We start from the raw sequence: 22752 nt of genomic DNA, 5'->3' as shown, positions 1-22752 counted from the left end.
GCGAAGCCGACGCTCAGGGTCCGCGCCATCGACGGACGCTTTGCGACGACGCTCCGGAGACGCTTCCGGCGATGGGCGATCGAAATCCGCACGACCCTGCCCAAGATCGGGGTCGGCAGGCTGTCGGAGGCGGAGCGCGTGGCGGACGAGCGCCGGCGGGCCGATGCGGGGCCCATCAACATCCGAGTATCGGCACGACGTTGACCGCTCGCGCGCACCAGGAATACGGTGAATTCTCCGAAGAGAAGGTCACCTGTGTCCGATACGCTGTACACCGTGACCCAGCTCGCCAAGGACCTGGGGGTGACGGCGAGAACGGTCCGCTTCTACGAGGACAAGGGTCTCCTGACGCCTCAACGGGCCGGGAACACGCGGGTCTATACGCATCGCGACCGGGCGCGACTGATCCTGATCCTGCGCGGCAAGCGGCTCGGGTTCTCCCTGCGCGAGATCAAGGAATATCTCGACCTCTACGACGCCGATCCGACCCAGCAGGAACAGCTGCGCGCCCTGCTGAAGCGGATCCAGACCCGGATCGGCAGCCTCGTCGATCAGGAGCGGGCCCTCGTCGAGACGCTGGCCGAGCTGCGCGCCATCGAGCAGCAGGCCCAGGACGCCCTCGCGGCTCTGGCCCCATCCGAGGCGCCGGCGAAATCACGCCGCGCCCGCTAGGGCATACCGCGTCGTCAGGGCGACCGATCCCGCGGGCCGAGGCCGCGCGGCCGGAATCGGCCCGCGCGTCTCACAACCTCCTTCCCCGTTCTCGTGCGTGCTCCCACGCCGGGCTCGTGCGCGCCGGGACAGGGTACGTCCGGGTCGGTGGGCCGCCCGTGTCGCAGATCCATCGCGATCGTTCCGAGAGGACAGCATGACCAACGCGGTTATCGTGGGCTACGCCCGCTCGCCCTTCACCCTCGCCAAGAAGGGCGCCCTGGCCCGGGTCCGCCCCGACGACCTCGCCGCGCAGGTCGTGCGCCGGCTCGTCGCTGAAGCCGGCATCTCGTCGAACACCATCGAGGACCTGATCGTCGGCTGCGCCTTCCCGGAGGGCGAGCAGGGGTTCAACGTGGCCCGCCTGATCGGCATGCTGGCCGACCTCGATCTCAGCGTCGGCGGCGTCACGGTGAACCGCTTCTGCGGCTCTTCGATGCAGTCGGTGCACATCGCCGCCGGTCAGATCCAGCTCGGCGCCGGCGAGGCCTTCATCTGCGCGGGCGTGGAGAGCATGAGCCGCGTGCCGATGATGGGCTTCAACCCGATGCCCAGCCCGGCGCTTCATGCGGCGCGCCCTGGCGCCTACATGGGCATGGGCGACACCGCCGAGAACGTGGCGCGCCGCTGGCAGATCAGCCGGGCCGACCAGGAGGCCTTCGCGGTGACGAGCCACCGCAAGGCCGCCGCGGCCCAGGCCGCCGGACGGCTCGCCGCCGAGATCGTCCCGATCGCCACAAAGGCCGGCACGGTCGAGACGGACGGCTGCATCAGGCCGGAGGCCAGCGCCGAGGGACTCGCCGCGCTCAAGCCCGCGTTCCAGCAGGACGGCAGCGTCACGGCCGGCACCTCGTCGCCGCTGACGGACGGTGCCTCGGCGGTCCTCGTCTGCAGCGAGGCCTATGCCCACCGCCACGGGCTGAAGCCGCTCGCCCGGATCGCCGCGATCGGCGTCTCGGGCTGCGAGCCGGAGATCATGGGCATCGGTCCGGTGGCCGCGTCCCGGAAGGCGCTGGCCCGCGCCGGCATCGCCGTCGACGCGGTGGGCGTCGTCGAGCTGAACGAGGCCTTCGCCAGCCAAGCGCTCGCCTGCATCCGGGAACTCGGCCTGCGCGCGGAGACGGTCAATATCGACGGCGGCGCGATCGCGCTCGGCCATCCGCTCGGTGCGACGGGAGCGCGCATCGTCGGCAAGGCAGCGGCGCTGCTCGACCGCGAGGGCGCCCGCTTCGCGCTGGCGACCCAGTGCATCGGCGGCGGCCAAGGCATCGCCACCCTTCTGGAGCGTGTCTGATGAGCGGGATCCGCAAAGTCGCCGTCATCGGCGCCGGAGTGATGGGCTCCGGCATCGCCGCCCATGTGGCCAATGCCGGCGTGCCGGTCCTGCTCATGGACATCGTGCAGGAGGGCGCAACCGACCGGAACGGTCTTGCGGCGGCCGCCATCGCCCGGATGCTCAAGACCGAGCCGGCAGCGTTCATGACCCCGCGGGCTGCCAAGCGCGTCGAGGCCTGCAACGTCGAGGACCATCTCGACCGCCTCGCCGAAGTCGATTGGATCATCGAGGTGGTCATCGAGCGCCTCGACGCGAAGCGGGCGCTCTATCGGCGGATCGACTCCATGCGCCGGCCCGGCACGGCGGTCTCGTCGAACACCTCGACGATCCCGCTCGATGCGCTGGTCGACGGCATGCCCGAATCCTTCCGGCGCGACTTCCTGATCACCCACTTCTTCAACCCGCCGCGCTACATGCGGCTGCTCGAACTGGTGACCGGCCCGCAGACCGATCCGGCCCTCGCCGAGACGGTCGCCGACTTCGCCGACCGCCGGCTCGGCAAGAGCGTCGTGCGCTGCAAGGATCGACCGGGCTTCATCGCCAACCGCCTGGGCATCACGTGGATCCAGAACGCCATCGCGGCCGCCGACGACCTCGGCGTCCCGGTCGAGGAGGCCGACGCCATCATGGGACGCCCCTTCGGCATCCCGAAGACCGGCGTGTTCGGCCTCGTCGATCTCGTCGGCCTCGACCTGATCCCGCACACCACCGCGAGCCTGCGCGCGGCGTTGCCGCCGGAGGACGCCTTCCACGACTCCTACCGCGAGATGCCGCTCGTCAGCCGGCTGATCGCCGCGGGCTTCACCGGGCGTAAGGGCAAGGGCGGATTCTACCGCCTGAGCCGCACGGGCGGGCAGAAGACCAAGGAGGCCATCGATCTCGCGAGCGGCGCCTACCGGCCCGCCCGGAAGGTGGACCTGCCGGAGCTGAAGGACGCGAAAGGCCCCCGCGCGGTACTCGACCTGCCCGGCCGGGCGGGCGCCTACGCGTGGCGCGTCATCGGCGCGACCCTGTCGTACGCCGCCGGCCTCGTCGGCGAGGCGAGCGACGACGTCGCGGCGATCGATGAGGCGATGCGCCTCGGCTACAATTGGACATGGGGACCGTTCGAGCTGATCGACCGGATCGGCGGCGCCTACTTGGCCGATCGCCTCGCCCGCGACGGTCGGCCTGTCCCGCCGCTCCTCGCGGGTCTCGACGGCCGCAGCTTCTACCGGGTCGAGAACGGCCGCCGGCAGGTGCTCCAGCCCGGGGGCGGCTACCGCGACATCATCCGACCCGACGGCGTGCTGCGGCTCGCAGACATCAGGCTCGGCCGAGAGCCGCTCCTGACGAACGGCTCGGCGGCCCTGTGGGACATCGGCGACGGCGTGGTGTGCTTCGAGTTCACCTCGCAGAGCAACGCCCTGGACGAGCAGGTCATGATCCTGCTCGGCAAGACGATCAAGCTCGTGAAGGACCGCTACAAGGCGCTGGTCGTCTACAACGAGGGCACGAACTTCTCGGTCGGCGCCAATCTCGGGCTGGCCCTGTTCGCCGCCAATATCGCGGCGTGGGGGGAGATCGAGAAGCTGGTCCATCTCGGCCAGCAGACCTACCGGCAGCTCAAATACGCGCCGTTTCCGGTGGTGAGCGCACCCTCCGGCATGGCGCTCGGCGGCGGCTGCGAGATCCTGCTGCACAGCGATGCCGTCCAGGCCCATGCGGAGAGCTATATCGGCCTCGTGGAGTGCGGCGTCGGCCTCGTGCCGGCCTGGGGCGGCTGCACGGAGATGCTGGGCCGCTGGCAGGCCTCCGGCACGCTGCCGAAGGGGCCGATGCCGGCCGTCGCCAGGGTGTTCGAGACGGTCTCGACCGCAACCGTGGCGAAGTCGGCCGAGGAGGCGCGGGACCTCCTGTTCCTGCGCCCCGACGACGGCATCACCATGAATCGCGACCGGCTGCTCGCCGATGCCAAGGCCAGAGCGCTGTCCCTGGTCGCAGGCTATGCGCCGCCGAAGCCCGTGACGCTGACCCTGCCGGGTTCCGCGGGCGGCCTCGCCCTGCGCATGGCCGCCGAGGGCTTCGCGCGGCGCGGCATCGCCACGAAGCACGATCTCGTGGTGGCGGGCGAACTCGCCTCCGTCCTGTCCGGAGGAGAGGCCGACATCCTCGATACCCTGGATGAGGATGCCATCCTCGAACTCGAGCGCGACAGCTTCATGCGCCTCGTCCGCACCGAGGCAACCCTCGACCGGTTCGAGAGCGTGCTCGAGACCGGCCGGCCGGTGAGGAACTGACGATCATGCAGACCTACAAGGCCCCGCTGCGCGAAATGCGCTTCGTGCTCCACGAACTGCACGCCGATCCGGGTTCCGAGCCGCTGCCCGGCCTGGAGGAGATCACGCCCGACGTCGCCGACGCCATCCTCGAGGAAGCGGCGAAGTTCTGCACCGAGCGGCTCCTGCCGCTCAACGCCTCCGGTGACGCGGAGGGCTGCCGCCTGGAGAACGGCGTCGTCCGGACGCCGAAGGGTTTTCCCGAGGCCTACGCGGCGTTCCGCGCGGGCGGTTGGACCGCGATGGGCTCCGACCCCGCCTATGGGGGCCAGGGCCTGCCGGAGACGATCAACAAGCTCGTCGAGGAGATGATCTGCTCGACCAACCTGTCCTTCGGGCTCTATCCGGGCTTGAGCCACGGTGCCTACAAGGCGATCGCCGGTCATGCGTCGGAGGCGCTGAAGGCGGCCTATTTGCCCAAGATCGTCGACGGCACGTGGTCGGGCACCATGTGCCTGACCGAGGCCCATTGCGGCACGGATCTCGGCCTGCTGCGGACCCGCGCGGTGCCGCAGGACGACGGCTCCTACCGGATCACCGGCTCGAAGATCTTCATCTCGGCGGGCGATCACGACCTCACCGAGAACATCGTGCACCTCGTCCTCGCGCGGCTGCCCGATGCCCCCAAGGGCGTGAAGGGCATAAGCCTGTTCCTGGTGCCGAAATTCCTGCCCGCGCCGGACGGGACGCCGGGGGCGCGCAACGGCGTCACCTGCAGCGCCCTCGAGCATAAGATGGGCATCAAGGCCTCGGCCACCTGCCAGCTCTCCTTCGACGACGCCGTCGGCTGGCTCGTCGGCGAGCCGCACAAAGGCATGCGCGCGATGTTCACGATGATGAACAGCGAGCGCCTGTCGGTGGGAATCCAGGGGCTGGGCGCCGGCGAGGCGGCCTACCAGGGCGCCGTCGCCTATGCCCGCGAGCGCCTGCAGGGGCGCGCGCTCTCGGGTGCCAAGCGGCCGGACCTGGCCGCAGACCCGATCATCGTACATCCGGACGTGCGGCGCATGCTGATGACGATCCGCGCCTACAACGAGGGCGCCCGGGCGCTCGGCGGCTGGGTCGCCCGGAGCCTCGACGTGATGGAGCGCCATCCCGATCCGGCCGAACGGCGGCGGGCGGAGGATTTCTCGGCCCTGATGACGCCGGTGGTGAAGGCGCTGTTCACCGATCTCGGCTTCGAGGCGGCCAGCATCGGCCTGCAGGTCTATGGCGGCCACGGCTTCATCCGAGACCACGGCATGGAGCAGTATGTCCGCGATGCCCGGATCTCGATGATCTACGAGGGCACCAACGGCGTGCAGGCCCTCGACCTCGTTGGCCGCAAGCTCCCGGCCCATGCCGGCCGGCTGCTGCGCGGCTTCTTCCATCCGGTCCTCGCCTTCCTCGACGCGGCGCTGGAGGACGATGCCCTGGCGCCCCTCGCCCTGCCCGTGTCCAAGGCGTTCGGTGCGCTCCAGCTCGCCACCGCCCACATCGCGCAACGGGGCCTCAAGGATCCGGACGAGGCCGGCGCCGCCGCGACCGATTACCTGCGGCTGTTCGGCCTGGTGGCGCTCGGCTTCATGTGGGTGCGCGCCGCCAAGGTGGCGCAGGCGGCGCTGGCCGACGGAACGCCGGAGCGGGACTTCTACGAGGCCAAGCTCGCCACCGCCCGCTTCTTCATCGAGCGCATCCTGCCCCAGGTGGCCGGCCTGCTGGCGGCGATCAAGTCCGGCAAGGGCGCAATGATGGCCCTCGACGAGGCGATGTTCTGACCGCCCCGGACCTCCGGGGAATCCTCATGCGACTGATGGAGTGGAACGGATGGCGGATCTCGGCTTGCTGGTCGACTCGATCGAGGAACGGTCGGGGGCCCTGAGCACGCTCGGATACCGGGTGCGGTTCGACCTCACCGATGGCGGCGGCATCCTGCTCGACGCCACCGGCGGCACGGTCGCCTTGTCGATCGCCGAAGAGGGCGAGGCCGATGCCGTGATGCGCTTGAGTTCCGACAATCTGCTCAAGCTCGTGGAGGGCCGGCTCAGCCCGATGATGGCCTTCTCGACCGGCCGCCTTAAGGTGCAGGGCTCGCAGGGCGTGGCGCTGAAGCTCGCCGGTCTGCTCGATCAGTAGCCGTCCCTGCGGGTGCGCCCCCCTCATCCGCACCCGGCCATCGCGGGAGGCGCCACCGGAGGATCCGCGAGACCGTCCGAAGAATGAGCCGTGGCGGTGCAGGTGCCCGCCGCTTGGGTCGCGGTGGCGACATCGAGACCCGCGTGAAGGCCGGCGGCTCCGGGGGCCCATCGCCGACACGACGATGGCCATGCTCCCATTAAGGGGGAGCGCCGCCGAGCCGACCGGCGCCGGTCTGCGACCGCTACGAAACTTTCCGTCCGGCGCCCCCGTAAGGGCGGGTGCTACCCCTGCGTCGGGGTCGGATGGAAGGAAAAACGATGCCCACAGCGAACAGCCACCGCATGAAGGCGCTTGCTCTGGCCCTCGCGCTCGGTCTCGGAGCGAGCAGCGCAGCCTACGCCAAGAACCCGATGGTCGGCGGCGCGCCGATGTATGCCCAGAAGACCATCGTCGAGAACGCGGTCAACTCGAAGGATCACACCACGCTGGTCGCCGCCGTGAAGGCCGCCGGCCTGGTCGACACGCTGAACGGTCCGGGTCCGTTCACGGTGTTCGCCCCCACGAACGCCGCCTTCGCCAAGCTGCCGCCGGGCACGGTGGAGAACCTCGTCCAGCCGCAGAACAAGGCGACGCTGACGAAGATCCTGACCTACCACGTGGTCCCGGGTGTCTACACCGCCAAGGATCTGATGGCGCTCGCCAAGAAGGGCGGCGGACAGGGCACGCTCACCACGGTGGCGGGCGAGCCTCTCGCCGTCGAGGTGCAGGGCAAGAAGGTCTATGTGACCGACGTGAAGGGCAACACCGCCACGGTGACCATTCCGAACGTCATGCAATCGAACGGCGTCATCCACGTCGTCAATGCGGTGCTGATGCCCTGATCCACCCGGACGGTCCGGCGTCGGCGGCCCTGATCCGGCTGCCGACGCCGATTTCTCGCAAATGTTGACCGCTGCGGCTGCCGAGATCGCGTCAGTCCGCGATGAGCTTGCCGGTGTAGACCACCGGACCTGTCGGCTGGCCGGTGGGCGAGCCGCCGGGCGGCTCCACCGAGACTGCGATCACGCCATCCGGAGCGGCCCCCGCCGGCAGCTTCATCTGGCTCGCCGCCGTGCCGACAAGGCCGAGCGGCCGCGGCCCCTGGGCACCGACATACCACACTTCCAGGCTTCGATCCGCGGGTGCCTCGGCGCTGACGGGCCTCACCATTGCGACGCCAGTGCGTGTGTCGACGCGCACGATCAGCGCCGGGAGCGTTCCCCCGCCCTGCACCACGGCCAGATAGCGGCCATCCGACGGCCTCTGCCAGGGTCCGAGCGTCAGGACCAAAGCGAGGCCAGCCGCCAGCAGCCCGGCCCCGCCCGCGGCAACCCGCCACCGCCGAAGCTGGGAGCGCAGGGCTTCGATTTGATGCAGCTCCACGCGTCCCGCCGCCGGAAGCCTCCGCAAGAGTGCAGCGCGGACATGCGGCGGCGGCGTCTCGACGGGGATCACCATCGCGAGCGGGCCGAGGCGGCGTTCCCAAGCCTGGATCCGTGCCCGTGCGACCGGATCGCGCGCGGCCTCGCCCTCCATGGCCGCACGCTCCTGCGCGTCGAGCGTTCCGAGGACGTACTCGGCCGCACGCAGATCGGGATCGTCGGGGTCTGGCGCTCTCGTACCGCTCACGACACCGTCTCCAGGCAGGTCTTCAAGGCGGCGAGCGCCCGGTGGAGCCAGGTCTTGATCGTGTTCACGGGACGATCGAACCGTGCGGCCAGTTCCTCACGCGAGCGCCCCTCACAATAGGCCAGCACGACGCAATCCCGGTGCGACGGTTCGAGTCGGCCGAGACATGCCACGAGGGCATTGCGGTCTTGAAACGCGCCCGCCTCGTCGTGCGGATCGATCAGCAGGTCCACCCAATCCTCGCCGCTGTCCAATTCCTGCCCCTGCACCTCCGCCTTCCGGCGTACGCTATCGATGGCGCGGTTCCGTGCGATGGTAATAAGCCAGGGCAGCGGCGGCCCGGCTTCCGGCCGATAGCTGCCCGCTGCCTGCCAGATCCGCATGTAGACGTCCTGGAGTACGTCCTCGGCCAAGCCGCGGTCGCGTTGGATACGCAGGATCAGCCCGTAAAGTTTCGGGCTTGAGACATCGTAGAGTTCAGCGAGCCGGTCCGCCTCCCCTCGAGCGATTCCTGCAAGCAGCCGGCGCAGCGTGGCGTCGTCGGCCAATATGGGCCCCCGCATAGTTCGAGGCGCCTGCCATCGGACGCCCTCCCGGACGATGCTCTTAGACCAAGCCTCGGGACTCTGACGATCCCCCTGCGGGCTGCCGGAGGGGGCGCCACACACGGACGATCCGGCCGCCGGTCCAGGTCACAGGGCGGCGGCGTGCTTGTTCGCCCGGTGGTGCTGGCGTGGCCACCGAGGGGCGGAGAGATCGACCTTCGCTGAAGGCCGGTTCGCGGCGCAAATTCGCGCAAGCCTCGAAACGTCCCAAGACACGGCGCATGACGCTGAGCCATGGCCCTCCCGGCATCGCCCGTGCGTCAATCCATATTTCGCGTTGTCTGAAGCAGTGATCCATATAAAATCGAGATTGACCGGTTCGACCAGTTAGCGGTCAGAGCCGCGCTTCCCTCAGGTCGCTTCATGGCTATCGATATCGACAGTGGCGTCACCGCCGCGCCTCACCCCGCCGGTCCGCCCATTATCGGGGACGGCGCACCGAACTTCCGGGCCCGCACCACGATGGGCCCGCGCACGCTCTCGTCCTATCGGGGCCGCTGGCTGGTGTTCTTCTCGCATCCCGCGGACTTCACGCCGGTCTGCACCAGCGAGTTCGTGGCTTTCGCCCGGGCCCACGAGGCTTTCCAGGCCCTGGATTGCGACCTCCTCGCCCTCTCCGTCGACAGCCTGTCGTCGCACCTGGCGTGGCAACAGAGCATCGAGCAGCGTTTCGGCGTGCGAATGCCGTTCCCGATCGTCGAGGATCCGGCCATGGGCATCGCCCGTGCCTATGGCATGCTGCCGGCGGGAGCGGCGTCGAGCGCCACGGTGCGCACCACGTTCGTCATCGATCCGGAGGGGATCGTGCGCGCCCTCGTGGCCTACCCGCTGACGGTAGGGCGCAGCGTCGCCGAGATCCTGCGGCTTGTGAGGGCGCTTCAGGCCTCCGATGCGGCCGACGTCTCGACGCCGGAGGGATGGCAACCGGGCGAGCCGGTGCTGGCGAATCCACCGATGACGAGCGAAGAGATCGGCGGCTGCGGGACCGATTGGTATTACAGGTTGGAAAGCGTCTGATGGCACCCGGCACGGACGAAACCAAGGCGAGCGCGGCCGCCGAGTTGCTCAAGCTCGTCGCAAACCCCAACCGGCTGCGCATCCTCTACCTGCTGACGGAGGGCGAGCGCTCGGTTTCGGACATCGAGCAGCGCCTCGGCATCCGTCAGCCGACCCTGTCGCAGCAGCTCGGCGAATTGCGCAACGCCGGTACCGTCACCACACGGCGCGCGCACAAGGTCGTATTCTACAGCCTGACGGAGGCCCGCACGCGTGCGCTCCTCGATGCGATCGAGGATATCTTGATCGTCAACCGCCCGCAGCGGCGCCTGGCGGCGCGCGGCCCCGACGCGCGCGAACGGGCCCTCGGGCAGGCCGCGATGTTCGGCCAGATCGGAGACGCGCCATGAATGCCTTTCTCGCCCCCCTCGCCGGTGGTGCCCTGATCGGCGCCTCGGCGGCCCTGCTGCTCCTCGCCAATGGCCGCATCGCGGGGATCAGCGGCATCGTCGGCGGATTGCTCGGCCCGGCCTCTCGGGATTGGGCTTGGCGGGTGGCCTTTATCGTGGGGCTCTTCGCCGGCCCTGCCCTGTTCAGAGCGACGGCGGGCCATTGGCCACAAGTCCGCATCGATGCCTCCTGGCCGATGCTCGTCGGGGGCGGGCTTCTGGTTGGGCTCGGGACGCGTCTGGGGTCGGGGTGCACCAGCGGTCACGGGGTCTGCGGCCTCGCGCGGCTCTCGCCGCGTTCTCTCGCAGCAGTCGCGACGTTCATGGCCGCCGCGATCATCACCGTTTTCCTCGTTCGGCACGGCCTGGTCCGATGAACACCCCGCGCCTCCTCGCAGCCTTCGCGAGCGGCCTGCTCTTCGGAGCGGGGCTCGCCCTGTCGGGCATGATGGACCCCGCACGCGTGCTGGGCTTCCTCGATGTCGCGGGGGCCTGGGATCCCAGCCTCGCCTTCGTCCTGGCCGGGGCCGTCGGCGTCTCGGCCCTCGGATACGCGGTCAAGGCCCAGATGCCCCGGCCTGCCCTCGCGGACCGGTTCGAGATACCGGCGAACCGGAGCGTCGATGCCCGCCTGCTCGGCGGCGCCGTCCTGTTCGGAATCGGCTGGGGGCTCGCCGGCTTCTGCCCCGGCCCGGCCCTGGCCGGTCTGACACTCGGCCTGCCGGAGGTCGCGCTGTTCGTTGCGGCGATGCTCGCCGGGATGCTGCTCTTCCGGTTCACCGCCCCGCGCTCGAAGGGACCAATCGTCGTGAGCCGCTGAGGGCGGAGGCGCCAGCCCGTAGGCGAGCACCGGCCTCCCCGATCAGGCGACCCGTTCGGCTCGCTGCGGCTTCGCCATCCACTCTCGGCCCTTCAGCATAGCCTTCCAGTACAGCCGGGGCAGCATCCGTTCCTTGAGCAGCCACGCCAGCGGCTCGGCTTCGTGCCGTCGATCAGCCAAGCGGGGCTCCAGCGCACGCCTGTGGGAATCAGCGAGGCCATGGTCCTGGCTGTGACGGCGGGCGAGAAGACTCCGCCGCCGACCATGGTCCAGCCTGGCTGGTAATAGTGCACATCGGCGGGCTCGATCAGCGCGATGTCGAGATCGGGCTTGCGCGCCTTGAGACTGGCCGCCACGGCGATGCCGCCGGCCCCACCGCCGATGACGACCACGCTCTGGAACAGATCGGCCGATGCCTTCCGGATGCGGCCGCCCGCGGCGATGCGCCCGACAACGCCGGACAGGTCGTAGCCGGCTGCCTTCGCCGTTGACAGGATCTCCGGCAGAGGACGGCCGCGGGCCCCCTCGTCGAACGACCACAGCGTCGCCGAACGCATCCCCGTGCGGCAATAGGCGAGGAGAGGCTTGGGCAACGCCGCGCGCGCGACGCCGAATGCCGCCGCGTTCTCGTCGGAGACCTTGCCGGACACGACGGGCAGATCGTGGGCCTCGAGCCCCGCGGCGTGAGCAGCGGCCTCGATCTCCGCGAAATTCGACTGATCCACGCCCTCTCCGTCCGGGCGATTGCAGATCACGGCCCGGAAGCCGGCCTGCGCGATACGCACGAGATCGCCAGGAAAGATCTGCCCCGCGACCGACAGATCCGGCGTCAGGCGGTTTGATTCCATCGTCGCATCCATCATTCTATATTATGCGTATATGATTGGATGAATCGACAAGATCACATATTGACAGCAGCGGCAACAGATCGTCATATGCGCGGAGAGACTCAGGCTCGGGCCTATCGATATATTTTTAATTGAAATGAACGACGACTCAGGGCACGTCCTGCCTTGCCGCCCGTCGGATGTCGGTCTAGCGGAAGATCGGAGAGACACTGCAGATGAGTGCTCTTCCTGCTGTTCTTTCCGGCGCAGGGGTCGGATTTACGCTCGGGCTGATCGGCGGCGGCGGCTCGATCCTGGCAACGCCGCTGCTGCTTTACGTGGTGGGCATTGCCCAACCGCACCTCGCCATCGGGACAGGGGCGCTCGCGGTCGCGGCCAACGCGTTCCTGACGCTCATCGGGCACACCAGGGCCGGCAACGTGCGCTGGCGCTGCGCCCTTGTCTTCGCCCTCGTCGGCATCCTGGGCGCCCTCGTCGGGTCATCCCTGGGCAAGGCCGTGGACGGACAGCGCCTGGTGTTCCTCTTTGCGCTTCTGATGGTGATCGTCGGCATCCACATGCTGCGGGGCCGGACCCGACAGGAGGGCTCGGCCGAGCCGGTCGGCTGCGGCCCGACACCGAGCGGAAGAGTGGTGGCCGTCGCCTTTGCGGTCGGCATGCTATCGGGATTCTTTGGGATCGGAGGCGGGTTTCTGATCGTGCCGGGCCTCGTCTTCGCGACCGGCATGCCGCTCATCACAGCGGTCGGCACCTCGCTGCTCGCGGTCGGCGCCTTCGGCCTCGCGACCGCGCTGAATTACGCCCTGTCGGGCCTGGTCGATTGGGCGGTCGCGGGCGAGTTCATAGCCGGTGGCCTTGCCGGCGGCGTCCTCGGCATGCGCCTTGCCAACCGACTCGCCGGCTACAAGGGCGCGCTGAATACAGTCTTTGCCACCGTGATCTTCGGCGTCGCCGGTTTCATGCTCTACCGCAATGGCAGTGCCTTCGCCGCAGCTCCGTGAGCGGTGCGGGCGCGGGACTTGCGCGGGGCCGGGCTGGCGGGCGCCAGCCCGGCCGCCACGTCCGCTGAGATCCGCATCTGCCGCAGCCAGATCCGCCACGCGTCAATCCCGGAACGCCCGACGCCGACAGGAGAGATCACATGACCGAACCCGTCATCCGCGCCTTCTTCGATGAGCCCACCAATACGGTGAGCTACATCGTGGCCGATCCCGAGACCAAACAGGCCGCCTTCATCGATCCCGTGCTCGACTACGACCACAATGGCGGCAGCGTCGACACGCGCTCCGTCACGGCGATGCTGAAGGCGGCCGAGGAGGCGGGCTTCTCGGTGGTCTGGACGCTGGAGACCCACGCCCATGCCGATCATCTGTCCGGCTCACCCTTTGTGAAGGCGAAGACCGGCGCGCGGATCGGCATCGGCGAGCACATCAAGGACGTTCAGAAAATCTTCCGTCCGGTCTTCAATGCCACGGATTTGAAGACCGATGGCAGCGATTTCGATTGCCTCTTTGCCGACGGGGAAACCTTCCACATCGGCAATCTCGCCGTCGAGGCGCTCTACACGCCCGGCCACACGCCGGCCGATATCTGCTATCGCATCGGCAACCATGTCTTCGTCGGCGACACGCTGTTCATGCCCGATTTCGGCACCGCGCGTGCGGATTTCCCCGGCGGCGACGTACACGCCCTCTACCGCTCGATCCGCAAGCTCCTCGCGCTGCCACCCGAGACGGTCTTGCATCTGTGCCACGACTACAAGGCACCCGGGCGCGACGTTTACGCCTGGGAGACTACGGTGGGCGAGCAGCGCGCACGCAATGTCCACGTGAAGGAGGGTGTGACCGAGGCGGAGTTCACCGCGATGCGAACCGCCCGCGACGCCACGCTTGCGGCGCCGCGCCTGCTGCTGCCATCGATCCAGGTGAACATCCGCGCCGGCAAGTTCCCCCCGGCGGAGGCGAACGGCGTCCGCTACCTGACCATCCCGGTCAAGCTGAAGGGCGGGGCCGAGGCCGGGCTGTAACGGCACGCCGGGCTCGTGAGCCCGGACGGCCAACGGCCTCCGATGTCTCGATCCACGGAGCCGGCCGGAGCGGCCGCCGATTGGCGCTTCACGGGGAAACCCGGGTGACGGCGCGGTCGGCATTCACGCGTTGGGCCCAGCCTTTGGCGCCGGCCTCGCCCTTGAGGTCGATCAGTTTGGCGCCGCTGACATCGACGTTCTTGAAGTCCGCGCCGGCGACCGTGGCACCGGTCAGGTTCGCACCGGACAGGTCCGAGCCCATCAGCACCACGTCGGTCAGGTCGGCATCCTTAAGGTCGGCATATTCCAGGCGCGACCGGCCCAGGTCGGCCCCTTTGAGGTTCGCCCCTGAGAGGTTCACCGAAGTGAACACCGCCCGCATCAGGCCCATGGACTGGTTCCTGATGTCGGCACCGCCTTTGAGGTCAACCAGCGTCGCACCGCTCATATTGGCGCCTTTGAAGTCGCCGATCGGCGTGGATCGGCTGAGATCGGCGCCGCTCAGGTTGGCATCCCGGGCGGTGATGCCGAACATCCTCGCGTCGGTGAGTTTCGCGCCGGAGAGATCGGCTTTCAGGAACCACGCCTGTTCGAGGTTCGCCCCGCTGAGATCCGCCCCGCGGAGATTGGTGCCGTTCAGGCGCGCCGTCCGCAGGTTGGCGCCCCGGAGGTCCAGCCCGGACAGGTCGAGGCCCGACAACGCCTTGTCGTGCAGGTCGAGGGGCTTGCCGTCCGAGGCCCTGATCATCGCCTCGATGTCGGCGCGGCCCATCTCGGCCTTCGTCATCGCGGGGGAGGCCATGTCGGCTCCGAGCAGCAGATCCTGTTCGGCCGCGGCAGGGCCGGCGGCAAGGGCAGCGATCATGAAGCTGAAGGCGAGACGGCGCATCGGTTCACTCCCGGCAGACGCCACGCAACGCTGGCGTCCATATCGTGTTCAGTGTGCCGCAATGCTATCCCGAGCCGCCGCGCCCGGTCGGTGACCCCGGTCACACAAGTCCGACGTGGCGGGAGAAACACGCACCACGTGCCGGACGATCAGCCCGTCGTCACGGCCGGAGAACGACGCCAGCCATGACGGACGCGCAGAAGCTCGAGCGCTGGATCGCGCGCTTTCCTCCGATTCAGGCGCTCAGTTCCGCGCATCTTCAGATCGCGCGGGGCACCGTGCAATTCCCGGTGCTCGAGGCCGGCGCGACGGCCTACGAACTCCATGGCGAGTGCGCCCACTACCTGATGTGTCTCGAAGGACGGACGCGTATCTTTCGCATGTCGGAGAGCGGGCGTGAGGTTCTGATCTACAAGGTCGGGCCGGGCGGCACCTGTGCGCTGACGACGCAGTGCCTCCTGTCCGGCGGCACTTTCCCGGCTCAGAGCGTGGCCGAGGAGAGAACCGAACTCGCAGCCCTTCCGGTTGGCACCTTCCAACACCTGATGGGTGAAAGCGCAGCCTTCCGCAGCTTTGTTCTCGGCGACTACACGCGGCTGATGACCGGCCTGTTCACGCTGATCGACGAGGTCGCGTTCTCGCCGCTCAAACAGCGGCTCGCCCAGCGGCTTCTGTCCGAAGCCGGTCCGCAGGGCGTGGCCGCCGTAACCCACCAGAAGCTCGCGGACGACATCGGCAGCGTGCGCGAGGTGGTGAGCCGCATCCTGGCCCAATGGGCCGAGGCCGGTCTGATCGCGTTGCGACGGGGTGCCGTCGAGATCGTCGACCGAACCAGCTTGGCAGCGGCCGGCCGGCGGTGACCTGCCGGGCCATTCGGATCAGCCTGGCGGTCGGGCCCTGCGGGACGGACCGGCCGCTTCCAGTCCCATCCGATGACTTCCTCGCGCTGGCCCGGCACGGGATGTGACCGTCACGCGCCAACGCGTGGCGGGGCCTCGTATCGGCCAGTGCGATCATTGGCGCAGGTTGAACGTCGCACGCGCCCCGATCGCGACGGGCGGGACCGAGAAAAGGTGGATTGAAGACTTCATAAGCGTCGCGACAGCTTGGCCTTGCTCGCATGTCTGCAAGCCCTGGGCGCGCACCGCCTCGTGGAACCGGATAAACACCTCTTGAGTATGCTCGTCCACCCTGATAATAGTTTAATGAAATCGCTTCGAACGGTGAAGCGTAAGGAAAAAATACTTTTGGAGGCGGATATGATTGTATTCGCTGGTATTTTTTCAGCCATGGCAGGCTTCGGCCTACTGCTGGGCCTCGGCGCGATCGAGTATCCTGTGGCGCCCCATATCACCAGCTATGGCTGGGCCCTCTTCGTGAATGCAGCGGCGATATGTGGTTTGCTGCTGTTCAATCTCTATCATCGTCACAGTCAGCGCTTGCACTGATCCTGTGAGAGACACCCGAACCCGGGTCGCCAGACGAAGCTTGACCTTTGCCTCACGACGGGCGCGCGTCACAATGCGACCCGACCGGCGCGCCGATCCGGAAGCGCTATCGGCCGCCCCTGGCCCCGGGCGGAGAGCGGCTTCCCGTCTCGAAGACCGGGCATCCGGCAAGGTCGGGCGGCCGAACGATCCCGTCGGTCGGGCCCCTGTTCCGGCTCGCGCCCTCGTCGCGCTGGAAATGGCTTGGTGGCCTCATCCCCGGGAGTTTCGACGGCGCGCCGCCCAACTTGACCCGTCAGGGAAGTTCCAGGCGCCGCGGATCTAGGCAGGTCCCTCTCTTCACCGACGGAGAGCCTGTACGACCTGACGCGAATCCAGGTCGACGATGACCGCGCGATCATCGGGAGAAATGTAATAGCCGTAGTAGCCGACCGGGTTCAGGCCGGGCATCGCGACGTTCTGGAACGCTCCGAGTTCCAGCCATCCCGGAATTTGACTGCCCCGGCCGACGCGCACACCGCTCGGATCGCTATACCGCGGCCCCGTGTCGAAAAGCGTTTGGATCGTGCCGGGTTCGTTGCCGAACATGAGGACACCTTGCTGGGCCAGACGCGGATTGACCCTGACGATGAGCGGTTGGGCAGATGCCGGAAAGCAGGCGAAGCAGCTTACGGCCGCGAGCATGGCTCCGGACAAGGCCGACAGCGCAGGTAACCGACGAGCAATCATGACGCCCTCCGAAGCCTTGCAGCAAAAGCCAAGATCAATACGAATGTTTACATAGAGACAAGCCGAATTTGATGCTTGATGATTTGGGACAATCTTGATGTTTTGGTGTCGGTGCCCTCCCAGCAGCGCCCGGATGTTGCGGGGGCAAGACCGGTCCGCGGCGGCGTTCCGACAGGTTCAACGCACCCGTCAGACCCCGGCAACGCCTTGCCGAGCGGCGCTGCCGAACGCCGGGATGGCGCGGTCGAACCACATCGGCCGGCATACGATCGCGATCGGAGCCGGAAAGCAGACACGCCATGAATCGGGTGCTCCCTCGAATTCACGACGTCTCACCCGATCAAGCCGCCCACGCGAATGTCTGCAATCCTGAACAGGCTCGCACTGCGTCAAATCCAATATGGGGCTTGGCCAATACCGCGGAGCGGCCAGACAGGAACCCTGTCGAAAATTGTCCGGCGGGTGTCGCATCCAGCCGCGCGTCCGTTCCGCGTCAGGCATAGATCGAGACGCGAGCCATCGGACGGGCTTCACCGTGAAACACCTTGAAAGGACGACACATCGCCCCAAGGCGCCGACAATAGCCTGACGCTCGGTCGCTGGATCGAACCATGATCACTTCACACCCTCGCATTTCGGAAAGCGATGCCGACGCATCGGATCATCCGAAATCCAACCGCCGCAATCGAATGAAAGGGATCGGAACAAGAATTTTTGCAGAACTGAAGAGTTTTATCGGCATATTCATTTATTTGTGGGTCATATTCGGCATTCTGATCCTGCACGAGCATGCCGTCCTATCGCGTCACGGCATCGTCTATAGATTTTATGGATTGGCTTTCCTCAATGCATGGATTCTCGCGAAGATCACGCTGATTGCCGAGCATTTCGACACGCGGACAGCCGTTCGACGCAGTCCCCTGCTCTATCCGATCCTGACCCGGTCCGCGCTCTTCGCGTTGCTGATGGTCTGTTTCTACGTTCTTGAGGATATGGCAATCGGGCTCTGGCGGGGAAAGACGCTGGTTGAGAGCGTGCCGATGATCGGCGGCGGGGGCGCCCTCGGCTGGGCGTCCGTCGTCCTGATCATGTCGGTCGCCCTGATCCCGTATTTCACGTTTCGAGAGCTTGGCCGCGTGCTCGGCCCTGGGCGGTTGCAGGCGCTCTTGTTTCGCGACGGGAGTCACCTGGACCTGCCGGATCAGGACGAGGCCGGACGGGGCTGAAGCGCCGGATGTCGCGGCAGCCGCCACGCGGCCAGCGCGCACGACCACGCTCACCCTGGCACGGGGCGTTTCATGCGGGAGCGTCGGTCACGGACCGAAACGCGCTTGGGGAGGCCGCAGCTCCGGCTCGGACGCGTCCTGCTCGATCAAGCGATCCCGCGGAAAGCTGCCAGAATACCACCCCGCAGCCGAGAGACGGTGCGGCAAGGCTTTGCGATGGTCCGCGTCCCCCTTCTCGTGCTGGTTACCCTGCTGATCACCGGTCCCGGCCCCTCGGCGCGTGGCGAGGGAGAGCCCCCTGCCGCGCTGGCGGTCGGAACGGTGACGGCGCAGCGCAAGGCCTTGGACAGGGCGCTGGACTTCGTCGGCCGGGTCGAGGCGGTGGGGCGCGTCGAGGTGCGCGCCCGCGTGACCGGCTATCTCGAGGCGGTCCTGTTCAAGGAGGGCGATCCGGTGAAGGCAGGGGCCCCTCTGTACCGGATCGAGCGCGATCTGTTCGTGGCCGCCGTCAGGCAAGCCGAAGGCGCCCTGGAGCGCGGCAGGGCGGCGCAGGCTCTGGCCGCCATCCAACTGCAGAGGGCACAGGAGCTGCTCGACCGGAATTCGGGGACCGTCGTTGCCCGCGATCAAGCACGGGCCGCCCTCGATCAGGCGAAGGGCGCCGTGACGGGCGACGAGGCCAATCTCCAGACCGCCCGCATCAACCTCGGCTACACCGATATCACCGCCCCCATCGCCGGCCAGATCGGCCGAACGAGCGTGACGAAGGGCAACGTCGTCGGGCCCGACAGCGGCGTGCTGACCACGATCGTCAGCCAGGACCCGATCTACGTCACCTTCCCGGTGAGCCAGCGCGAGTTCCTGCGCTACCAGCAGGGCGCGAAAAGCCCCGACCGCAGCAAGGTCGACATCCGGATCCGATTCCAGGACGGATCGGAATACGGTCAGGTGGGACGGGTCGATTTCGTCAACATCAGCGTCGACCGCACGACCGACACGGTCCTGGTGCGCGCGGTCATGCCGAACCCGGCGGGCGTGCTGCGCGACGGGCAGTTGGTCCAGGTCGCCCTTCAGATTGGGGAACCCGAGCAGAAGATCGTCGTCCCGCAAGCGGCGCTCATCGCCGACCAGGGCGGGGTCTACGTCTTCGTCGTCGAGGACGGGCGGGCCGTGACCCGGCGCGTCAAACTCGGTTCCGCCGGTACCGGCCCGGATGCCGTCATCGACGAGGGCCTGTCGGCCGGGGAGCTCGTCATCGTCGACGGCCTGCAGCGGGTGCGGCCCGGAATCACCGTGCAGGCGAACCCGATCGCCCAGTCGGCCGGCAGGATCTGACGCCATGGTCTCGGCGATCTTCGTCGACCGGCCGCGCCTCTCGGTGGTGATCGCGATCGTCACGTCGATCGCCGGAGCGCTGGCGCTGTTCACCATCCCGGTGGCCCAGTACCCCGACATCGTGCCGCCCCAGGTCTCGGTGACGACGACCTATCCCGGCGCCTCCGCCGAGGTGGTGGAATCGACCGTCGCACAGCCCATCGAGTCTCAGGTCGTGGGCGTCGACAAGATGATCTACATGAAGAGCGTCAGCGGCAACGACGGCAGCTACACGCTCACCGGGTCCTTTGAACTCGGCACCGATCCGGACATCAACGCCGTCAACGTCAACAACCGGGTTCAGATCGCCTTGGCCAAGTTGCCCGAGGACGTCCGCAAGCAGGGTGTCACGGTCAAGAAGAAATCTTCCGCGCTGCTGGGCGTGCTGGCGGTCTACTCGCCCAAGGGCATGCAGGATCCGCTCTTCATCTCGAATTACGTGACGATCAACCTGCTCGACCGCATCAAGAGCACGCCCGGCGTCGGCGACGCGACCCTGTGGGGGCCGCAGGATTACGCGATGCGGGCCTGGGTGCGGACCGACCAGCTCACCGGTCTCAACCTGACCACGGGCGATGTCATCGCAGCGATCCGCACGCAGAACGTGCAGGCTCCCGTGGGCCGGATCGGCGCACGCCCGATTTCGGACGAGCAGCAGCTCCAGCTCAGCATCCAGACGCAGGGGCGCCTGAACTCCGCGGAGCAGTTCCGCAACGTCATCCTGCGCACGAATCCGGACGGGTCCGTGCTGCGGCTCGGGGACGTCGCCCGCATCGAGCTCGGCGCCGCCAATCTCGACCGCGAGACACGGCTGAACGGGAGCCCCGCCACGGTGGTGGCGATCTACCAGTCCCCCGGCGCGAACGCCCTCGCGACCCTGAAGGAAGTCCAGGCCCGGGTCGGCGCGCTGGCCAAGTCCTTCCCCGAGGGGCTCGCCTGGAAAGTCACCTACGACCCGACCACCTTCATCACCGAGACGGTGCGCGAGGTCCGCAAGACCCTGATCGAAGCCTTCGTGCTCGTCGTCGTGGTGGTGTTCCTGTTCCTCGGCAGCCTGCGCGCGACGCTCATCCCGACGCTCGCCGTGCCGGTGAGCCTGATCGGGACTTTCATCGCCCTGAAGGCGGTGGGCTACTCGGCGAACTCCGTCTCGCTCCTCGCCCTGGTGCTGGCCATCGGCATCGTCGTCGACGACGCCATCGTGGTCGTCGAGAACGTTGAGCGCGTGATGGAGGAGCATCCCGATCTCTCCCCGCGGGAGGCCACCAAGCGGGCGATGGCCGAGATCACGGCGCCGATCATCGCCATCACCCTGGTGCTGCTCTCGGTCTTCGTGCCGGTCGCCTTCGTCCCCGGCATCTCCGGCGAGCTCTTCCGGCAATTCGCGGTCGCCGTCGCGGTCGCGATGCTGATCTCGGCCGTCAACGCGCTGACCCTGTCGCCGGCTTTGTGCGGCGTGCTTCTGCGGCCGCATCAGGGTCCCCGCCGCGGGATCATGGGCGTCGTCATGCGGGCGATCGACCGGGTGCGCGACGGCTACGGTGCCGTGGTGGCGCGGATCGTGCGCTTCTCGGTGATCGGGCTCGTACTCGCCGGCGCGGCCGCCTACGGCACGCTGCAGCTGGCCAAGATGACCCCCACCGGCTTTCTACCCGAGGACGATCAGGGCGCCTTCTTCGTCGTGGTGCAGCTGCCCGAGGGCGCCGCGGTGGGACGCACCGCCGAGGTGGTGGCGCATGCCGAGGCGATCCTGCGGCAGGAGCACGTGGTCGCCGACACGACATCGGTGATCGGCCTCAACTTCATCGACAACTATTCGCAAGGCAACGCGGCCTTCCTGGTCGTGACTCTCAAGCCGTTCGAGGAACGCACCGGCGCCGCGGACGGGGCGGCGGCCGTGATCGCCCGGCTCGGCCGTCAGTTCCGGGACATCCCGGGCGGGACCGTGGTGCCCCTGGCGCCGCCTCCCGTCATCGGCCTCGGCACCGGCGGCGGCTTCGCCTACGTCCTGGAGGACCTGCGCGGCGGCGATCCGAAAGACCTCGCCCAGGTCGTGCGCGGGCTGATCGTGGCGGCGAACGACGAGCCGAAGCTCAACCGCGTCTTCAGCACGTTCTCGGCCACGAACCCCTCGGTGTTTCTCGACATCGACCGCAACAAGGTCCAGATCCTCGGGGTCCCGCTGGAGAACGTGTTCCAGGCGCTGCAGGCCTCGCTGGGCGGCTATTACGTCAACGACATCAACCTGTTCGGCCGCACGTGGCAGGTGCAGGTCCAGGCCGAGGCCGCCGATCGCACTCGGATCGACGACATCTACCGCATCAACGTGCGCAACAAGGACGGCGAGATGGTGCCGCTGCGCTCCCTCGCGGAAGCGCGGATCGTGGTCGGACCGCCGGCGCTGATCCGCTACAACAACCTGCGGGCGGTCACCGTGCAGGGCTCTCCGGCGCCGGGCATCTCGTCGGGCCAGGCGCTCGCCGCCATGGAGGCGGTCGCGGGCCGCACCTTGCCGGCGGGGTTCGCGGGCGAGTGGACCGACACGGCGTTCCAGGAGAAGCGGGCCGAGGGCAAGACCGCGATCATCCTCGGCTTCGCCGTCCTGTTCGCATTCCTGTTCCTGGTCGGCCTCTACGAGAGCTGGACGATCCCCGTCCCGGTGCTGCTGTCGGTCACCGTCGGGATCCTGGGCGCCTACGCGGCGATGGTGTGGGGCGGGCTCACCCTCGACCTCTACGCGCAGATCGGCATGGTGGTGCTGATCGGACTCGCAGCCAAGAACGGCATCCTGATCGTCGAGTTCGCCAAGGAGCAGCGCGATCGGGGCGTGCCGCTCCACGAGGCGGCGACCGAGGGCGCGCGCCTGCGTTTCCGGCCCGTGATGATGACCTCCTTCGCCTTCATCCTCGGCCTGTTTCCGCTGGTCATCGCCGCCGGCGCCTCGCAACTCGCGCGGCGCAACGTGGGGACGCCCGTCTTCGGCGGAATGATCGCCGCGTCCTTCATCGGGATCTTCGTGATCCCGCCCCTCTACGTGCTGTTCCAGAGCCTGCGTGAGCGGGCCTGGGGCCTTCTGGGCGGGAACGGGACGCGGCACGACGCGGCGGCGGAGCCGGCCGGAACGCAGGAGCACATGCCGGCCGAGTGACCGTGCGCGGTCGAGCCGGGCAGGATGAGGAGGCTGGGCGGTG

General features: G+C 68.1%; 22 protein-coding genes. 17 read left to right on the top strand and 5 right to left on the bottom strand.

Annotation, left to right across the window (positions count from 1 at the left end):
* Positions 1-255: 255 nt before the first annotated feature.
* The 6 genes from ABC766_RS22995 (at position 256) to ABC766_RS22970 (ending at position 7364) form a co-directional block, all read left to right on the top strand.
* A complete protein-coding gene (locus tag ABC766_RS22995) occupies positions 256-672 on the top strand; it encodes a MerR family transcriptional regulator (RefSeq protein ID WP_179696969.1) in 417 nt (138 codons plus the stop codon).
* Positions 673-868: 196 nt separating this feature from the next.
* Complete coding sequence (locus ABC766_RS22990) at positions 869-2005, top strand: thiolase family protein (protein ID WP_345819586.1); 1137 nt, start codon at positions 869-871, stop codon at positions 2003-2005.
* Positions 2005-4326 (top strand): 3-hydroxyacyl-CoA dehydrogenase/enoyl-CoA hydratase family protein, encoded by a 2322-nt coding sequence (locus ABC766_RS22985; protein WP_345819585.1) that lies wholly within the window; start codon positions 2005-2007, stop codon positions 4324-4326. The genes ABC766_RS22990 and ABC766_RS22985 overlap by 1 nt, the downstream gene beginning before the upstream one ends.
* Positions 4327-4331: 5 nt before the next feature.
* A complete protein-coding gene (locus tag ABC766_RS22980) occupies positions 4332-6122 on the top strand; it encodes an acyl-CoA dehydrogenase C-terminal domain-containing protein (protein WP_345819584.1) in 1791 nt (596 codons plus the stop codon).
* Positions 6123-6171: 49 nt separating this feature from the next.
* Positions 6172-6480, top strand: coding sequence for an SCP2 sterol-binding domain-containing protein (locus ABC766_RS22975; RefSeq protein ID WP_342141843.1), 309 nt, complete (start codon positions 6172-6174; stop codon positions 6478-6480).
* Positions 6481-6800: 320 nt separating this feature from the next.
* Positions 6801-7364 (top strand): fasciclin domain-containing protein, encoded by a 564-nt coding sequence (locus ABC766_RS22970; RefSeq protein ID WP_043350407.1) that lies wholly within the window; start codon positions 6801-6803, stop codon positions 7362-7364.
* A 91-nt stretch (positions 7365-7455) separates the two neighbouring features.
* On the opposite strand, the gene ABC766_RS22965 is transcribed toward ABC766_RS22970, so the two are convergent.
* Positions 7456-8151, bottom strand: a complete 696-nt coding sequence (locus tag ABC766_RS22965; RefSeq protein WP_345819583.1) for an anti-sigma factor — start codon at positions 8149-8151, stop codon at positions 7456-7458.
* A complete protein-coding gene (locus ABC766_RS22960) occupies positions 8148-8699 on the bottom strand; it encodes a sigma-70 family RNA polymerase sigma factor (RefSeq protein ID WP_345819582.1) in 552 nt (183 codons plus the stop codon). Before ABC766_RS22960 ends, ABC766_RS22965 begins: the two co-directional genes overlap by 4 nt.
* 420 nt (positions 8700-9119) lie before the next feature.
* Between ABC766_RS22960 and ABC766_RS22955 the strand changes: the two genes are divergently transcribed.
* From ABC766_RS22955 to ABC766_RS22940, 4 genes are read left to right on the top strand one after another with little or no spacing between them, the layout of a single operon-like run.
* Positions 9120-9773, top strand: a complete 654-nt coding sequence (locus tag ABC766_RS22955) for a peroxiredoxin (RefSeq protein ID WP_345819581.1) — start codon at positions 9120-9122, stop codon at positions 9771-9773.
* Positions 9773-10162 carry an ArsR/SmtB family transcription factor gene (locus ABC766_RS22950; RefSeq protein ID WP_427902259.1) on the top strand — a complete coding sequence of 130 codons (390 nt, stop codon included), beginning with the start codon at positions 9773-9775 and terminating at the stop codon, positions 10160-10162. Before ABC766_RS22955 ends, ABC766_RS22950 begins: the two co-directional genes overlap by 1 nt.
* A complete protein-coding gene (locus ABC766_RS22945) occupies positions 10159-10578 on the top strand; it encodes a YeeE/YedE family protein (RefSeq protein WP_345819580.1) in 420 nt (139 codons plus the stop codon). The genes ABC766_RS22950 and ABC766_RS22945 overlap by 4 nt, the downstream gene beginning before the upstream one ends.
* The gene (locus ABC766_RS22940) at positions 10575-11021 is read left to right on the top strand and encodes a YeeE/YedE family protein (protein WP_345819579.1); all 447 of its coding nucleotides are present in this window, start codon (positions 10575-10577) and stop codon (positions 11019-11021) included. Before ABC766_RS22945 ends, ABC766_RS22940 begins: the two co-directional genes overlap by 4 nt.
* A 92-nt stretch (positions 11022-11113) precedes the next feature.
* Here the strand turns inward: ABC766_RS22940 and ABC766_RS22935 are convergent, their stop codons facing one another.
* Positions 11114-11884: a TIGR01244 family sulfur transferase gene (locus ABC766_RS22935; RefSeq protein WP_345819578.1), complete on the bottom strand. Its 771-nt coding sequence runs from the start codon at positions 11882-11884 to the stop codon at positions 11114-11116.
* Between the two features lie 200 nt (positions 11885-12084).
* Here ABC766_RS22935 and ABC766_RS22930 point away from each other — a divergent pair, with 200 nt between their 5' ends.
* Complete coding sequence (locus ABC766_RS22930) at positions 12085-12870, top strand: sulfite exporter TauE/SafE family protein (RefSeq protein WP_345819577.1); 786 nt, start codon at positions 12085-12087, stop codon at positions 12868-12870.
* 140 nt (positions 12871-13010) lie between these two features.
* Positions 13011-13895, top strand: coding sequence for an MBL fold metallo-hydrolase (locus ABC766_RS22925; RefSeq protein WP_345819576.1), 885 nt, complete (start codon positions 13011-13013; stop codon positions 13893-13895).
* Between the two features lie 88 nt (positions 13896-13983).
* Here the strand turns inward: ABC766_RS22925 and ABC766_RS22920 are convergent, their stop codons facing one another.
* Positions 13984-14784 carry a pentapeptide repeat-containing protein gene (locus ABC766_RS22920; RefSeq protein WP_345819575.1) on the bottom strand — a complete coding sequence of 267 codons (801 nt, stop codon included), beginning with the start codon at positions 14782-14784 and terminating at the stop codon, positions 13984-13986.
* Positions 14785-14969: 185 nt separating this feature from the next.
* On the opposite strand from ABC766_RS22920, the gene ABC766_RS22915 reads away from it, so the two are divergent.
* Entirely contained in the window at positions 14970-15644 is a 675-nt protein-coding gene (locus ABC766_RS22915) for a Crp/Fnr family transcriptional regulator (protein WP_043350376.1), read from the top strand.
* Between the two features lie 312 nt (positions 15645-15956).
* Positions 15957-16232, top strand: coding sequence for a hypothetical protein (locus ABC766_RS22910; protein ID WP_345819574.1), 276 nt, complete (start codon positions 15957-15959; stop codon positions 16230-16232).
* Between the two features lie 339 nt (positions 16233-16571).
* On the opposite strand, the gene ABC766_RS22905 is transcribed toward ABC766_RS22910, so the two are convergent.
* Positions 16572-16961 carry a hypothetical protein gene (locus ABC766_RS22905; RefSeq protein WP_345819573.1) on the bottom strand — a complete coding sequence of 130 codons (390 nt, stop codon included), beginning with the start codon at positions 16959-16961 and terminating at the stop codon, positions 16572-16574.
* A 611-nt stretch (positions 16962-17572) separates the two neighbouring features.
* Between ABC766_RS22905 and ABC766_RS22900 the strand changes: the two genes are divergently transcribed.
* The 3 genes from ABC766_RS22900 (at position 17573) to ABC766_RS22890 (ending at position 22709) form a co-directional block, all read left to right on the top strand.
* On the top strand, positions 17573-18187 hold the full coding sequence (locus ABC766_RS22900; RefSeq protein ID WP_345819572.1) for a hypothetical protein: 615 nt from the start codon (positions 17573-17575) through the stop codon (positions 18185-18187).
* A 216-nt stretch (positions 18188-18403) separates the two neighbouring features.
* A complete protein-coding gene (locus tag ABC766_RS22895) occupies positions 18404-19522 on the top strand; it encodes an efflux RND transporter periplasmic adaptor subunit (protein ID WP_345819571.1) in 1119 nt (372 codons plus the stop codon).
* A 4-nt stretch (positions 19523-19526) separates the two neighbouring features.
* Complete coding sequence (locus tag ABC766_RS22890; RefSeq protein WP_345819570.1) at positions 19527-22709, top strand: multidrug efflux RND transporter permease subunit; 3183 nt, start codon at positions 19527-19529, stop codon at positions 22707-22709.
* Positions 22710-22752 lie beyond the last annotated feature (43 nt).

It is taken from the genome of Methylobacterium fujisawaense (assembly GCF_039619325.1).
Lineage (GTDB): Bacteria > Pseudomonadota > Alphaproteobacteria > Rhizobiales > Beijerinckiaceae > Methylobacterium > Methylobacterium fujisawaense.
This window is presented reverse-complemented; position numbering and strand designations above follow the sequence as displayed.